General features: G+C 72.7%; 12 protein-coding genes and 1 pseudogene. All 13 read left to right on the forward strand.

From position 1 onward, the window contains the following. Positions 1-64 precede the first annotated feature (64 nt). The 13 genes and pseudogenes from AB0B76_RS03180 (at position 65) to AB0B76_RS03240 (ending at position 14,988) form a co-directional block, all read left to right on the forward strand. Positions 65-1,567 (forward strand): sugar transferase, encoded by a 1,503-nt coding sequence (locus tag AB0B76_RS03180; RefSeq protein WP_360368384.1) that lies wholly within the window; start codon positions 65-67, stop codon positions 1,565-1,567. 289 nt (positions 1,568-1,856) lie between these two features. Then, a complete protein-coding gene (locus AB0B76_RS03185; protein ID WP_360368387.1) occupies positions 1,857-3,041 on the forward strand; it encodes a histidine kinase in 1,185 nt (394 codons plus the stop codon). Next, a complete protein-coding gene (locus AB0B76_RS03190; RefSeq protein WP_360368390.1) occupies positions 3,038-3,799 on the forward strand; it encodes a LytTR family DNA-binding domain-containing protein in 762 nt (253 codons plus the stop codon). The genes AB0B76_RS03185 and AB0B76_RS03190 overlap by 4 nt, the downstream gene beginning before the upstream one ends. 67 nt (positions 3,800-3,866) lie before the next feature. Further along, positions 3,867-4,607 carry a response regulator transcription factor gene (locus AB0B76_RS03195; RefSeq protein ID WP_360368393.1) on the forward strand — a complete coding sequence of 247 codons (741 nt, stop codon included), beginning with the start codon at positions 3,867-3,869 and terminating at the stop codon, positions 4,605-4,607. Further along, the gene (locus tag AB0B76_RS03200) at positions 4,604-5,629 is read left to right on the forward strand and encodes an ATP-binding protein (RefSeq protein ID WP_360368396.1); all 1,026 of its coding nucleotides are present in this window, start codon (positions 4,604-4,606) and stop codon (positions 5,627-5,629) included. The genes AB0B76_RS03195 and AB0B76_RS03200 overlap by 4 nt, the downstream gene beginning before the upstream one ends. A 117-nt stretch (positions 5,630-5,746) precedes the next feature. Then, the gene (locus AB0B76_RS03205; protein WP_360368399.1) at positions 5,747-7,330 is read left to right on the forward strand and encodes a DUF4173 domain-containing protein; all 1,584 of its coding nucleotides are present in this window, start codon (positions 5,747-5,749) and stop codon (positions 7,328-7,330) included. 81 nt (positions 7,331-7,411) lie between these two features. Next, complete coding sequence (locus tag AB0B76_RS03210; protein WP_360368402.1) at positions 7,412-7,801, forward strand: hypothetical protein; 390 nt, start codon at positions 7,412-7,414, stop codon at positions 7,799-7,801. After that, on the forward strand, positions 7,798-9,495 hold the full coding sequence (locus tag AB0B76_RS03215) for a cation acetate symporter (RefSeq protein ID WP_360368404.1): 1,698 nt from the start codon (positions 7,798-7,800) through the stop codon (positions 9,493-9,495). The genes AB0B76_RS03210 and AB0B76_RS03215 overlap by 4 nt, the downstream gene beginning before the upstream one ends. Positions 9,496-9,537: 42 nt before the next feature. Continuing rightward, positions 9,538-10,317 carry an ABC transporter ATP-binding protein gene (locus tag AB0B76_RS03220; protein WP_360368407.1) on the forward strand — a complete coding sequence of 260 codons (780 nt, stop codon included), beginning with the start codon at positions 9,538-9,540 and terminating at the stop codon, positions 10,315-10,317. Beyond that, positions 10,308-12,089: an ABC transporter permease gene (locus AB0B76_RS03225; RefSeq protein WP_360368410.1), complete on the forward strand. Its 1,782-nt coding sequence runs from the start codon at positions 10,308-10,310 to the stop codon at positions 12,087-12,089. The genes AB0B76_RS03220 and AB0B76_RS03225 overlap by 10 nt, the downstream gene beginning before the upstream one ends. A gap of 94 nt (positions 12,090-12,183) precedes the next feature. Next, positions 12,184-12,687: pseudogene (locus AB0B76_RS03230) on the forward strand (flavin reductase family protein); the annotation flags it as partial. 167 nt (positions 12,688-12,854) lie between these two features. Continuing rightward, complete coding sequence (locus AB0B76_RS03235) at positions 12,855-13,238, forward strand: DUF485 domain-containing protein (RefSeq protein WP_360368413.1); 384 nt, start codon at positions 12,855-12,857, stop codon at positions 13,236-13,238. Next, positions 13,231-14,988, forward strand: a complete 1,758-nt coding sequence (locus AB0B76_RS03240; protein ID WP_360368416.1) for a cation acetate symporter — start codon at positions 13,231-13,233, stop codon at positions 14,986-14,988. Before AB0B76_RS03235 ends, AB0B76_RS03240 begins: the two co-directional genes overlap by 8 nt. The last annotated feature ends 49 nt before the right edge of the window (positions 14,989-15,037 follow it).

The raw sequence follows: 15,037 nt of genomic DNA on the forward strand, positions 1-15,037 counted from the left end.
AGGACGCACTGAGGTGACCGCTAGTCTCCAACGTCCGGCCACTTCGCCGAGCCGGAGATCGACCTTGGGTGAACTCGACAGCTTCGAGATCCTGCCGGACCACGCGGTAGTCCCCCCGAACGGTGTGCCGCGGTCGGGCTGGCAGCGGACCAAGCGGGCGGCGCGGTGGCACCGGCCCTACGCGGCCATCCTGGTCCTGCTCGACGTGTGCGGGGTGGCGTTCTCCTCGTTCATCGCCGAAACCAACCTGGCCAACGCCGACGTCGGCTTCAAGGACGAGCCGGGCCTGTTCGGCGTCATCGCCTACCTGGCGCTCCCGGCCGTGTGGCTGCTGGTCCTGTGGGGCCACGGCGCCTACGACCGCCGCTACCTCGGCACCGGCACCGACGAGTTCAAGCGGGTCGTGCGCGCCTCCTGGACCGTGGTGGCGATCGTCGCGTTCGCCGCGTTCGCGTTCAAGATCCAGCTCTCCCGGTTCTCGGTCGGCTCCGCGCTGATCGGCGGGCTCGTGTTCGTGCTCGTGCTGCGGTACATCGCGCGCCGGGCCCTCGTGTTCGCCCGCACGAAGTTCCACCTGGCCACCCACCGCATGCTGCTCATCGGCACGCTGCAGGAGGCGCTGGAGGTCCACTCGGCGATCGCCCGTGACCCTGCCTCCGGGCTGGTGCCGGTCGGCATCCACCTGATCGAGGGCTACGCGCCGCAGCCGACCAAGATCACTCCGGTACCCGTGCACGCCGGCCGCGACATCCTGTCCCTGGTGCGCGAGCTCAACGCCGACACGATCGCGGTCTGCGGCTCGGCCAGCGCCGAGCCCGTGGAGCTGCGCCGGCTCGCCTGGCAGCTCGAGGGCACAGGCATCGACCTCGCCGTGGCGCCGCAGCTCACCGACATCGCCGGGCCGCGCGTGCACATCCGCCCGATCGAGGGCATCCCGCTGCTCTACGTCGAGGAGCCGAAGCTCTCCGGCGTCGCCTGGCTGTTCAAGAACATCCTCGACCGCATCCTCGCGCTGCTCGCCCTGCTGATCGTCCTGCCGTTCTTCCCGTTCATCGCGCTGGCCATCCGGATGTCGGACCCGGGCCCGATCTTCTTCCGCCAGCCGCGCATCGGCCGCGAGGGCAAGATGTTCCGGGTCTGGAAGCTGCGCACGATGTACGTCGACGCCGAGGAGCGCCTCGCGACGCTGCACGACCAGAACGAGAGCGACGGGCTGCTCTTCAAGATGAAGAACGACCCGCGCGTGTTCCGGGTCGGCCGGTGGCTGCGGGCGTCCTCCATCGACGAGCTGCCCCAGCTGATCAACGTGCTCATGGGCGAGATGTCGCTGGTCGGGCCGCGGCCGCTGCCCGCCGAGGACGGCGACTTCCTCGGCGACGTGCGCCGGCGGCTGCTGGTGCGCCCGGGCATCACCGGCCTGTGGCAGGTCTCCGGCCGCAGCGAGCTGAGCTGGGACGACGCCGTCCGTCTGGACCTGTACTACGTCGACAACTGGTCGCTGGTGCTGGATCTGCACACGATGTGGCGGACCATCTGGGTCGTGGTCTTCCGTAAGGGCGCCTACTAACTCGCAAAAGTCCGCACCGCTTCACCGCGCGCGTAAGCGCCCACGGGGAGTGGCCGCTTGCGGCCATGGGGGGGGTGCGGGGTGGGAACCCCCCGCCGCGTATCGGACGAAGTCCGCGCCAGGCTAGGAATCGGCGTCACCGAGCGCGCGTGAGCGCCCGCGGAGGGTGGCCGCTTGCGGTCATGGGGGGTGTGGGGTGGGAACCCCCCGCCGCGTATCGGACGAAGTCCGCGCCAGGCCAGGAACAGCCAAGCTAGCCAACAGCGCCTACTGACGGCACCATGACGCGGTGGGTGCCAACCTCGCCGCCGGGCTGATCGTCGTCGTGCTGGTGTGCGCCCTCGGCTGGGCGGTCTTCGCCGTGATCCGCCACCGGGGCCGCCGGGCCATCGCGACCGCGGCCCAGCGCGCCACCTACGACGTGCTGCACATCGCCGAGCTCGCCGCCGAGCCGCTGCGCAACGGGCTCACCGAGGCCGCGGCCGGCAAGGCCATCCGGCACCTGCGCACCCTCACCGGCGCCGCCGGGATCGCGGTCACCGACGCGCGGCGGGTGCTGGCCTTCGACGGCATCGGCGAGCACCACCGCGAGCACGCGGCCGCCGCGGCGGTCAAGGCCGTGGCCGCGGGCCGCCCGACCGTGCTCGGCGGCCGCGAGCTGCCCTGCGACCTGGTCGACTGCCCGATCCGGGGTGCCGTGGTGGTGCCGCTGGCCCAGCGCGAGGGCGCCCTCGTCGCGCTCTCCGACGGCCCCCCGGCCCCGGGGCTGGTGCAGGCGACCGCCGAGACCGCCCGGTGGGTCGGCACCCAGCTCGCCCTGGCCGAGCTCGACACGTCGCGGGCGCGGCTGGCCCGGGCCGAGGTGCGGGCGCTGCGGGCGCAGATCAGCCCGCACTTCATCTACAACGCGCTGACCGCCATCGCGAGCTTCGTGCGCACCGACCCGGAGCTGGCCCGGGAGCTCATCCTGGAGTTCGCGGAGTTCACGCGGTACAGCTTCCGCGCCCACGGGGAGTTCACGACGCTGGCCGAGGAGCTGCGCTCGATCGACCGGTACCTCACCATCGAGCGGGCCCGCTTCGGCGAGCGGCTCCAGGTGCGGCTGCAGATCGCGCCCGAGGTGCTGCCGGTGACGCTGCCCTTCCTGTGCCTGCAGCCGCTGGTCGAGAACGCGGTCCGGCACGGGCTGTCGCGCAAGCCCGGCATGGGCACGGTGAGCATCGTGGCCCGCGACGCCGGCGCCGAGTGCCACATCACCGTCGAGGACGACGGCGTCGGCATGGACCCGGCCGCCCTGCTCAGCGCCGACGACACCACCGACGCCGGGCAGCACGTGGGCTTGCGCAATGTCGACGATCGGCTACGTTCGGTCTTCGGCGACGGCTTCGGTGTGGTGGTCGAGACCGCCCCCGACGCCGGCACCAAGGTCAGCATGCGGGTGCCGAAATTCCATCCCGGGGTGACTTCGAAATGAGCGAACACGGCTTTCTCCGCGTGCTGGCCGTCGACGACGAGGTGCCGGCCCTCGACGAGCTGGCGTACCTGCTGCGCGCCGACCCCCGCGTCGGGCGGCTGCACTGCGCGGGCGACGCGACCGAGGCCCTGCGCGTGCTGCGCGACGCCGACGTCGACGCGGTGTTCCTCGACATCCGCATGCCCGGGCTCGACGGGATGGAGCTCGCCCGCGTCCTGGGCCGGTTCGCCAAGCCGCCCGCGGTCGTGTTCGTGACCGCGTACGACGACCGGGCCGCCGAGGCGTTCGACCTGGGCGTGGCCGACTACGTGCGCAAGCCCGTGCGCGCGGACCGCCTGGCCGAGTCCATCCGCCGCGTGCTCGCCACCCGGCTCGTGCCCACCCACCCGGCCGTGGCCGCGCGCCGGGACCGCCAGGACGACCCGACGATCCCGGTCGAGCTCGCGGGCACGACCCGGATGCTGCCCCGCTCGTCGGTGCGGTGGGTCGAGGCCCAGGGCGACTACGCGCGGCTGCACACGGCCGACGCCTCGCACCTGGTGCGGGTGTCGCTGGCGACGCTGGCCGAGCGGTGGGCGGATGCCGGGTTCGTGCGCATCCACCGGTCGTACCTCGTGCAGCTCAAGCTGATCACCGAGCTGCGGATGACGAACACCGGCTATGTCGTGCTCATCGACGAGCATGAGCTGCCCGTGTCCCGCCGTCACACTCGGGAGCTGAAGGATCGCCTGGTGCGAGCGGCCAAGTCCTGGGGCTGACGGTTCTCCACAATTTCTGCACATCGCCGACCGAGGGCCTGCACGCCCCGGGCCTACGCTGCTGTACATGAAGTCGAACGGTGTTCAGCCGGCGCCGAAGGCGTTGTCATCGAGCGCAGCTGGAGAGCGCCGTCGCGTGCTCGTGGTCGACGACGAGCGGATGATCGCCGAGTCGATCGCGGTGCGGCTCCGCGCCGAGGGCTTCTCCGTCGACACCGCCCACGACGGGCCCGCCGCGGTCGCCGCGGCCCGGCTGATACGCCCCGACCTGGTGGTGCTCGACGTGATGCTGCCCGGCTTCGACGGCCTCGAGGTGTGCCGGCGCATCCAGGCCGAGCGGCCGGTGGCGGTGCTGATGCTGACCGCCCGTGACGACGAGAACGACCTGCTCGTCGGGCTGGCCGTCGGCGCCGACGACTACCTGACCAAGCCGTTTTCGATGCGCGAGCTCGCGGCCCGCGTGCACGTGCTGCTGCGCCGGCTCGAGCGGCTGGCCCAGGTGCAGCCCGACCCGAACCAGACCCCGATCGTCCTCGGCGACCTCGAGATCAACCGGGCGCAGCGCCGCGTCACCCGGGCCGGCATCGAGGCGCACCTCACGCCGACCGAGTTCGACCTGCTCGTCAACCTGGCCACCCGCCCGCGGACGGTCCTGCCCCGCGAGCGGCTGCTGGCCGAGGTGTGGGGGTGGGCCGACGCGTCCGGCACGCGCACGGTCGACAGTCACATCAAGGCGCTGCGCCGCAAGCTGGGGGCCGACCTCATACGCACGGTGCACGGCGTGGGCTATGCCCTGGAGTCCGCATGACGCTGAAGAGGATCGCCGATCTCCTGCCGCGGCCGCTCGACCCGCTGCGGTCCATCAAGCTCAAGCTCGCCGTCCTGCTGCTGGCCTCCGCCTGCGCCGGCCTCGGTGTGTTCTGGATCGGCATCGGCTGGATCCCGCCGAACACGACGTACATCGCGCTCACCGCCGGCCTGCTCACCTCCCAGGTCCTCGCGCACGGCGTGACGCGCCCGCTGCGCGAGATGACCGCCGCCGCGCGTGCCATGGCCCGCGGCGACTACTCGACCCGCGTCCGCGCCACGTCCAAGGACGAGGTCGGCGAGCTGGCGGTCGCCTTCAACCTGATGGTGGGCGAGCTCGCCGCGGCCGACCAGCAGCGCCGCGAGCTCATCGCCAACGTCTCGCACGAGCTGCGCACCCCGATCTCCGCGCTCCAGGCGATGCTGGAGAACATCGTCGACGGCGTCGCCGAGCCCGACCCGGCCACGCTGCGCACCGCGCTGGCCCAGACCGAGCGGCTCGGCCGGCTCGTGACGGAGCTGCTGGACATCTCCCGGCTCGACGCCGGGGTCGTGCCGCTGGAGCGCGAGCTGTTCCACGTCGAGGACCTGCTGCACGAGGTCGTCGCCGAGGCCGAGGTGAAGGCGTCGGCGGCCGGGCACAAGGTCGAGTACCTCTCCTGCTCCTTCCCGGAGAACGCGCTGGTCAGAGCCGACCGGGCGCGCCTGCACCACGTCCTGACCAACCTCGTCGACAACGCCACGCGGCACAGCCCCGACGGCGGCACGGTGACAATCGTGGGCCGCCGCGAGCCCGGCCGCGTGATGATCGAGGTCGCCGACGAGGGCCCCGGCATCCCGCACGCCGAGCGCGAGCGCGTCTTCGAGCGCTTCACCCGGGGCGCCCGCGCCTCGGGCGGCGGCACCGGCCTCGGCCTGGCCATCGCCCAGTGGCTGACCCAGCTGCACGACGGCACCATCGCGGTCGTCGAGCAGCCGGACGACCTGCCGGGCTGCCGCATCCGGGTCACCCTGCCCGCCTGACGCCCTCCGCTTCCCCGTGACCGGGCCCGGCCCGGCCGCGCGCCCTTTGCTGGGCAATTTATCCCTTTAGCACGGTTCAGGAGCCCACGCATGCCCGGAACCACGGTCCAGCCGCCCATGCCCCCCAGGCCCCCGCAAGGTCCGCCGGCCCGTTTCGCGCCGCCGTCGCCCGGCCTCGCGCTGCCGCCCCCGGTGCCGAACCAGCTGCCGGTCGCCCTCGGCCCGCCCGCGCCCACCCTGTGGCAGCGCGCCTGGCCGCGGGTCGAGCCCGCGGCCGGCTCCGCGGCCCTCTACGGGGCGCTCGCCGCCGGCCTGGTCGCCGCGGTCGCCCTCCCGCCCGACCGGCCCGGCCTCGGCTGGCCGATCGCGGGCCTCGGCCTGCTGGTACCCCTGATCCTGCTCCTGCTCCGCCGCCGGTCCACGCGGCTCGGCGGCCGGGTCGAGGCGGTGCTGTGGTGCGCGGCCGCGCTGGCCCTGCTCTCGGTCGGGTTCTTCCGGGCCGCCGGCTGGCTCTTCGCGCTGAGCGCGCTGACCGCCTTCGGCTGCCTGGCCCTGGCCGTGGGCCGGCATGGCCGCATCCCGGCGGTCCTGCACGCGCCGTTCACCGTGGTCTTCGCGATCTTCCGCGCGCTGCCCTGGTCGGCCGCCGGCCTGAACCGTCCGGGCAGGCCCGAGCCCCGGCCCGCCGCCTCCGCCAACGGGCTCCGGCTGCTCGCCTCCATCGGCATCGGCGCGGCGCTCGTCATCGTCTTCGGCGCGCTCTTCGCCAGCGCCGACGCCGGCTTCGCCCGGGTCGTCGACGCCGTCACCCCCACGATCGACGCCGGCACCGTGGCGCGGTGGGCGCTGATCGCGGTCGCGGCGGCCGCGCTGTCGCTGGCCGGGGCGTTCCTCGTGGCGAACCCGTCCACGATCGGCGACGGCGCGCGGCGGGCCCGGGCCGTGCGCCGGGTCGAGTGGCTGGTGCCGGTCGGGGCGCTGCTGGGGCTGTTCGGGGTCTTCGTGGCCGTGCAGCTCACGGTGCTGTTCGGCGACCGCGACTACGTCATGCGCACCGTCGGGCTGACCTTCGCCGAGTACGCCCGCAAGGGGTTCTGGCAGCTCCTCGCGATCACGCTGCTCACGCTGTGCGTCATGGGCGTCACCGCGCGCAAGGCGCCGCAGACCGACCGGATGCTGCTGCGGGTGGTACTGGGGCTGCTCGCGCTGTGCTCGCTGGTGGTGGTCGGCTCGGCGCTGTGGCGGATGAACGTGTACGAGCAGGCGTACGGCTTCACGCGGCTGCGCGTCTTCGTCAGCGCCGTCGAGGTCTGGCTGGGCGGGCTGTTCGTCCTGGTCATGGCGGCCGGGCTGACGCCGTCCACGAGGTGGCTCGGCCGCGCCGGGGTCGCGCTGTGGGTGGTCACACTGCTCGGGCTGGCGGTGCTGAACCCCGACCGGTTCATCGCCGCGCACAACGTGGCCCGCTCCGACCGCGGCAACGCCGACATCTGGTACCTGCGCACGCTCTCCGCCGACGCGGCGCCCGAGCTGGCCAAGCTGCCCGCCGGGGCACGGGAGTGCGCGCTGTCGGGGATCTCCGGCGACCTCGCCGAGGAACCGGACGATTGGCGGGGGTGGAACCTGGGCCGGGCCCGGGCGCGTCAGATCGTTCCAGAACCGATCGGTCCGGGGGACTACCCCTGCTACCGGCGGTACTGAAGGGGGAAGGGCAGGGCCGACGTTCATACGGGGGACGTCGGCCCTTGCTTTTGTTTCACGGGCGTTGCAAGACTGCGGTCCATGGAGCCGCCAACTCCGCGCGTGCGGGTCGTGCTCGGCGACGTCACCCGGGCCCCCATCCACCCCGCGCGGGCTCGCGCGGAGCTGGAGGAGCAGAGTCCGGTCGGCGCCGCGCTCGCGCGCGGGCTGGTGCGGGCCCAGCTGTCCGTGGCCGTGCGGCTCTCCGCCGTGGTCGCGGTCGGGCTCGGCGGGCTGCCGCTGCTCTTCGCGGCGGTGCCGGCGGTCGCGCACGCGCGGCTGTTCGGGGTCTCGCTGCCCTGGCTGCTGCTCGGCGTGCTGGCGTACCCGTTCCTCTACCTCGTCGGCGCCGTGTACGTGCACCTCGCCGAGCGCAACGAGCAGGAGTTCGTGGCCCTCGTCGAGGACCGCGGCCAGAACCCGCCGGCATGAACTCGTACGCGGTGACGGCCGTTGTCCTGGTCACCCTCGTGACCGTCGCCATCGGCATCTACGGGCTGCGCTTCGCCCGCACCACCTCGGACTTCCTGGTCGCCTCGCGGATGGTGAGCCCGACCTGGAACGCGGCCGCCATCAGCGGCGAGTACCTGTCGGCCGCGAGCTTCCTCGGCGTCGCCGGGCTGGTACTCAAGCACGGGGCCGACCTGCTGTGGTACCCGGTCGGCTTCGCGGCCGGCTACCTCGCGCTGCTGCTGTTCGTGGCCGCGCCGCTGCGCCGGTCGGGGGCGTTCACCCTGCCGGACTTCTGTGAGGTGCGGCTGCGCTCGAAGCGGCTGCGCAAGCTCGCGACCGCGTTCGTGATGTTCATCGGCTGGCTGTACCTCGTGCCGCAGTTGCAGGGCGCCGGGCTCACCCTGCAGACGGTGACCGGCGCGCCCTACGCCCTCGGCGCGCTGCTGGTCGGGGTCGTGGTGACGCTGAACGTCGCCCTCGGCGGGATGCGCTCCATCACGTTCGTGCAGGCGTTCCAGTACTGGCTGAAGCTCACCGCCCTGGCCGTGCCGTTCGTGTTCCTGCTCATGCAGTGGCAGCACGACGGCCGGCCCGGCCTGACCGCGCCCGACGGCCCCCGCTTCCCGGCCGTGACGACCGTCGACGTCGACCACGACACCCGGTTGACGGTGGTCGAGCCGACCGCGGTGGACGGCCGCGGCCTCGTCGACGGCGTGTTGGCCAACGGCACCCTGCTGCTCACCCCGGGCGAGCACGTCGTCACCGAGGGAACCCGGCTCGTGTTCGACGCGTCGGCGGCGGTACCGCGGGTGGCCGCCGTCTCCGCGGACTCCCCGGCCGAGTGGCTGCTGCCGGGCGAGGACGCACAGGACCTGTTCGGCACCTACTCGCTGATCCTCGCCACGTTCCTGGGCACCATGGGCCTGCCGCACGTGCTCGTGCGCTTCTACACCAACCCCGACGGGGGCGCCGCCCGCCGCACCACGCTGGTCGTCCTCGGCCTGGTCGGCGTGTTCTACCTGACCCCGACCCTCTACGGCGTCCTCGGCCGGATCTACACTCCACAGCTGCTCATGACCGGCAACACCGACGCCGTCGTGCTCCTGCTGCCCTCGGCCGCGCTCGGCGGCGGGACCACCGGCCGGCTGCTGAGCGCGCTCGTGGCCGCCGGGGCGTTCGCCGCGTTCCTGTCGGCCTCCTCCGGCCTGCTCACCAGCGTCGCCGGCGTGCTGTCCACGGATGTGCTCGGGCACGGCTCGGTCCGCGACTTCCGCCGCTCCGCCCTGCTCGCCGGGGTGGTACCGCTCCTCCTCGCCCTGTTCGTCGCGAGCCTGGACGTCTCCCAGGTCGTCGGGCTCGCCTTCGCCGTGGCCGCGTCGAGCTTCTGCCCGCTGCTGGTGCTCGGCATCTGGTGGCGCGGGCTGACCGCGGTCGGCGCCGCCGCCGGGATCGTGGTCGGCGGCGGGGCGACCGCGACCGCCGTGCTGCTGACCGTGCTGGGCGGGCCGCTGGACGGCTGGGCCGGGGTGCTCACGGCCCAGCCCGCCGCGTGGACTGTACCTTTAGCCTTTCTGGTCATGATTCTGGTCTCCCTGCTGACAAGGCACCGTTTGCCCGCCGGCGTCGGAGCGATCATGCTTCGCCTGCATGCGCCCGATGCGCTGCGTTTGTGAGCGGTCCGGAGGGGCCACTCATCATTGGCGAGGGTGGACAGCGTGACCTACGTTCAGAACGTGACGAGCGGGCCGAATTCGGCTCTCGCGCTGCGGGGGCTCACGAAGCGTTTCGATGACAAGGTCGCGGTCGCCGGGGTCGACCTCGACGTGCCGACCGGCTCGTTCTTCGGGCTGCTCGGCCCGAACGGCGCCGGCAAGACCACCTCCCTCTCCATGGCCGTGGGGCTGCTGCGCCCCGACGCCGGGCAGGCCTACGTGCTCGGCCACGACGTCTGGTCGGACCCGGTCGAGGCCAAGCGGCGCCTGGGCGCGCTGCCGGACTCGGCGCGGATGTTCGACCGGCTCTCCGGCAGCGAGTTGCTGGCCTACACCGGCCTGCTGCGCGGGCTGCCGCAGGACGTGGTCAACGCCCGGGCCGCGGAGCTGATCGACGTGCTCGGCCTGGCCGACGCTGGCCGCACGCTGGTCGTCGACTACTCGGCCGGCATGAAGAAGAAGATCGGCCTGGCCTGCGCGCTGCTGCACGCGCCGCGGCTGCTGGTGCTCGACGAGCCGTTCGAGGCCGTCGACCCGGTCTCCGGTGCGCTCATCCGCGACATCCTCATCCGCTACGTGCGCAACGGCGGGACGGTCATCTTCTCCAGCCACGTCATGGCGGTCGTCGAGAAGCTGTGCACGCACATCGCCATCCTGGCCGACGGCCAGATCAAGGTGGTCGGCACCACCGAGGAGGTGCGCGGCGGCCGCGAGCTCGAGGACGTCTTCGTCGACGTGGTCGGCGGGCGCGTCTCCACGGGCGCGGAGCTGTCGTGGCTGTGACCGGTGGTCCGGAGTTCGAGGCCGCGCAGATCCCGCAGCAGCGGACCGCACCGGCCGAAGCGCCCGCGCTGCGGCCGCACGAGCCGATCGCGACGGGCCAACCGCGGATCTTGTACTTCGTGCGCCTCAAGCTGCGCATCCTGGGCAACTCGCTGCGGCCCGGCCGCGCCCACCGGGCCGACTCGGCGCGCAAGCGGTTCGGGCGGCACTCACGGCTGATCCTGTTCATCCTCGGCGCCCTGTTCGGGCTGTGGGGCGCGTTCATCGGCTTCGCCGCGTTCGCCGGGAGCAGCGTTGCCGGGGACGACCTGCGCCCGACCGTTGCCGCGTTCGCCGGGGCCGCCGTCGTGCTCGCCTGGATCTTCGTGCCCCTGCTGTTCTTCGGCGTCGACGAGACCCTCGACCCGGCGCGCTTCGCGCTGCTGCCGGTGCCGCGCCGCACGCTGATCGGCGGCATGCTCGCCGCGGCCTTCGTAGGCATCCCGCCGGTCGTGACGCTGCTGGCCACGCTCGGCTCGGTCATCGGGGCCGCGATCTACGGCGGGGTCGCGGCCGCGATCGTCGCGGTGCTCGGCGCGGCCGTCGGCATGGGCGTGTGCGTGGCCGCGAGCCGGGCGGTGACGAGCGCCTTCGCGCGAATGCTGCGCTCGCGGCGGGTCCGCGACCTGGCCGCGCTGCTGATCGCGCTCATGGGCATCTCGTGCAACCCGGTGTTCCAGCTCGTCTTCGCGCTCATCCAGCGCGGCGAGTCGCGGCAGGCGACCATGGTCGGCGAGGTGCTGTCGTGGACCCCGCTGGCGGCGCCGTACGTGGCGTACGTGGACGCCATCGAGGGCAACTGGGCGCTGGTCCCGGTGCGGCTGCTCATCGGCGTGGCCGGGATCGCGCTGCTGCTGTGGTGGTGGCAGCAGACGATCGAGTCGGCGATGGTCGGCAGCGCCGCGGGGCCCGGCGCCGCCCGCCGGGCCGCCGGCACCGAGACGCCGGTCGCCGGGCTCATCCCGCGGATCGTGCGGTTCCTGCCGGTCGGGCGCTTCACCGCGCTGCTGGCCCGGGAGATCCGGTACTGGCTGCGCGACCCCCGCCGCCGGGCGAGCCTCATCTCGCTGCTGGCCGCGTCGGTGGTCATCCCGTTCGCGTTCACCTTCGGCGCCAACGGCGGCCGGTCGGCCGCGACCGGGCTGAGCGACGGCGCGCTCGTGTTCTCGCTGATGTTCGCGGGCGCGTTCGTCGGGCTGGTGCTGGTCAACCAGTTCGGCAACGACGGCACGGCCTACGCCCTGCACATGCTCACCGCCGTCCCGGGCCAGGTCGAGCTCGCGGCGCGGGCGGTGGCCGTGGCCGTTCTGGCCTTCCCGCTGCTGATCGTCGGTACCGTCGCCGCCTCGATCTTGAGCGGGCACGCCGCCCAGCTGCCGGCCGCCCTGGGAGTCGGGCTGTCCGCCTTCGGCATCTCGGTCGGCGCCGCGGGCATCACGTCGGTCCTGGCGCCCTACCCGATGCCGGACTCCACCAACCCGTTCGCGATGAACAGCGGCCGGGGCGGGGCCAAGGGCCTGCTGTCGTTCGTGAGCATGATCGCCACCTGGATCCTGACCTCGCCGCTGGCGATCGCGTTCACGCTGCTGCCCGACGGGCTCGGCTGGATCCTGCTCCCGATCGGCCTGGCCTGGGGTTTCGGCATCGCCTGGCTCGGCACCCGGCTGGCCGGCAGCCTGCTGCAGCGGCGCGCGCCGGAGGTTCTGGCCGCGGTGACGCCCAAGCGGGCCTGACAATGGCGTGAGCGGTCCGGAGCGGAGGGGCCGCTCACCACGGGTAGAGTCTTGACGCGTCGGCACCGGAGCCTGCGGAGGTGGTGGCGTGACCATTCACGCCTCGGACCCGTTCGCCACGCCGGACGGGCTCAGGTCGCCCGTCCGGCGGCTGCGCGGGCGGCTGCCGGCCGCCGTCACCCTGTGGACCGCCGCCGGTGAGCGGCACGGCGAGCGGGGGCTGACCGTGTCGTCGATGCTCGTCGTGGACGGCGAGCCGGGGCGGGTGCTCGGGCTCGTCGACGACGAGAGCGACCTGTGGGCGGCGGCCGAGGAGAGCGGCCGGTTCGCGGTCAGCCTCCTGGCCGCCGACGACCGGCAGCTCGCGGACCGGTTCGCGGGGCTGATGCCGGCGCCGGGCGGGCTGTTCGCGGCCGGGGAGTGGGAGCGCACCGAGTTCGGGCCGGTGCCCCGCGGGCGCAGCTGGGCCGGGTGCCGGCTGGCCGGGGCGACCCCCAAGGGCTGGTCGCTGCTGGTGGAGGCCGAGATCGAGCGGATCGAGCTGCTCGACGGCGACGCCGATCCGCTGGTGCACGAGCGCGGCCGCTACCGCCGCTGAGAAGTTTCGATACCACCGGTAAACGGTGTGACGGGTGTCACTCGGCGCACCGGCGGTGCCGTTCGGCGCAGGGCGGTACCGATGCCGGGCGATGATCTTCATAGATGCCTGCCGGGTTCTTAGCGTGCGCGGTTACCCGCACCCCTAACGGCAGGTGGTGATCAACCATGAGTACCGAGACCCCGGCTCCCACGGACACCGGCGACAACCGCTACGTCGCCGTCGCCCGCACGCCGGAGTTCGACGCGCTGCGCAGCACGCTGCGCCGCTTCGTCTTTCCCGTATCCGCCGCGTTCCTCCTCTGGTACGCGCTCTACGTGCTCCTGTCCGCATACGCTCGCGACTTCATGAGCACCAAGGTCGTCGGCCACATCAACGTCGCCCTGATCTTCGGTCTGCTCCAGTTCGTGTCGACGTTCCTGATCGCGTGGCTCTACGCGCGGTACGCCGAGCGCCGCGTCGACCCGCTCGCCGACGACCTGCGCGCCCAGATCGAGGGCACCCCGGCCCCGGCCGCCGCCCCCGCCACCGAGGGAGACGCCGATGCCTGAGATCCTTGCCGCGACGTCGGTGACCACTCAGCGGACGCTGACCCTGACGCTGTTCCTCGTCCTGGTCGGCGTCACGCTCGGCATCACCATCTGGGCGAGCCGGCAGAACCGCACCGCCGCCGACTTCTACGCCGGTGGCCGCTCGTTCAGCGGCTTCCAGAACGGCATGGCGATCGGCGGCGACTACATGTCGGCGGCGAGCTTCCTCGGCATCGCCGGCATCATCGCCCTCAACGGGTACGACGGCTTCCTGTACAGCATCGGCTTCCTCGTGGCGTGGCTCGTCGCGCTGCTGCTGGTCGCCGAGCTGATGCGCAACTCGGGCCGGTACACGATGGCCGACGTGCTCGCGTTCCGCATGCGGCAGGCGCCGGTGCGCATGGCGGGCAGCATCTCGACGATCATCGTGTCGATCTTCTACCTGCTCGCCCAGATGGTCGGCGCCGGCGCGCTCGTGGCGCTGCTGCTGGGCATCAAGGCCGGCGACACGTTCATGGGCATGAGCGCCGAGACGGCGAAGATCGTCACGATCGCGCTCATCGGCGTGCTGATGATCGTGTACGTCACGGTCGGCGGCATGAAGGGCACGACCTACGTCCAGATCGTCAAGGCGTTCATGCTGATGATCGGCGCGCTCGTGCTGACCCTGCTCGTGCTCGCGCACTACAAGTTCAACCTGTCGAGCCTGCTCGGCGACGCCGCGGCGAAGTCGGGCAAGGCCGATGCGTTCCTGCAGCCCGGCCTGCGGTACGGCCGCGAGTTCGCCGGCAACGCCACGGCGACGCTGGTGAGCAAGCTGGACCTGATCTCGCTCGGCCTGGCCCTGGTGCTCGGCACCGCCGGCCTGCCGCACATCCTGATCCGGTTCTACACCGTCCCCAACGCCAAGGCCGCCCGCAAGAGCGTGGTCTGGGCGATCGGCCTCATCGGCGTGTTCTACCTGATGACCCTGGCGCTGGGCTTCGGCGCCGCGGCACTGGTCGGCCGGACGGCGATCGTCGCGCAGGACGCGGCCGGCAACACCGCGGCCCCGCAGCTGGCACAGGAGCTGGGCAAGCGGTACCTCGGCGGTGACTTCGGCGGATCGCTGCTCCTGGCGATCATCGCGGCCGTCGCCTTCGCCACCATCCTCGCCGTCGTCGCCGGGCTCACCCTGGCCTCCTCCTCGTCGCTGGCGCACGACCTGTACGCCAACGTCCTGCGGCGGGGCCAGACCGACGAGCGGCAGGAGGTCGTCGTCGCGCGGTACTCGGCCTTCGTCATCGGCGCCGTCGCCATCGTGCTCGGCATCCTGGCCCGCAACCTCAACGTCGCCTTCCTGGTGGCGCTGGCGTTCGCGATCGCCGCGTCGGCGAACCTGCCGGCGATCCTGTTCTCGCTGTTCTGGAAGAAGTTCAACACCCGCGGCGCGACCTGGGGCATCTACGCCGGCCTCATCGCGGCCGTCGGCGTGGTGCTGCTCAGTCCGATCGCCTGGGGCGGCGTCAGCGACGCCCGCACCCCGGCGACGCTCAACGCGGCCCAGGCCAAGACGTGCGGCGTGCCGCAGACCTCCAAGGAGGTCTCCAACGCCACGGCGCTGTTCAGCTGCACCACGGCGGCGCCGATCCCGCTGGAGAACCCGGGCCTGATCTCGATTCCGATCGGGTTCATCTTCGCCGCACTCGGCGCATTGACCAGCAAGGAGCGCAACCCGGACAAGTACAGCGAGCTGGAGGCCCGGTCGCTGACCGGCGCCGGCGCGCACTGATCGAGCCGTATCCATCCGCCGGGTCCGGGGGCGCCGCCGAGCCCCCGGC

Source organism: Dactylosporangium sp. NPDC049140 (assembly GCF_040648435.1).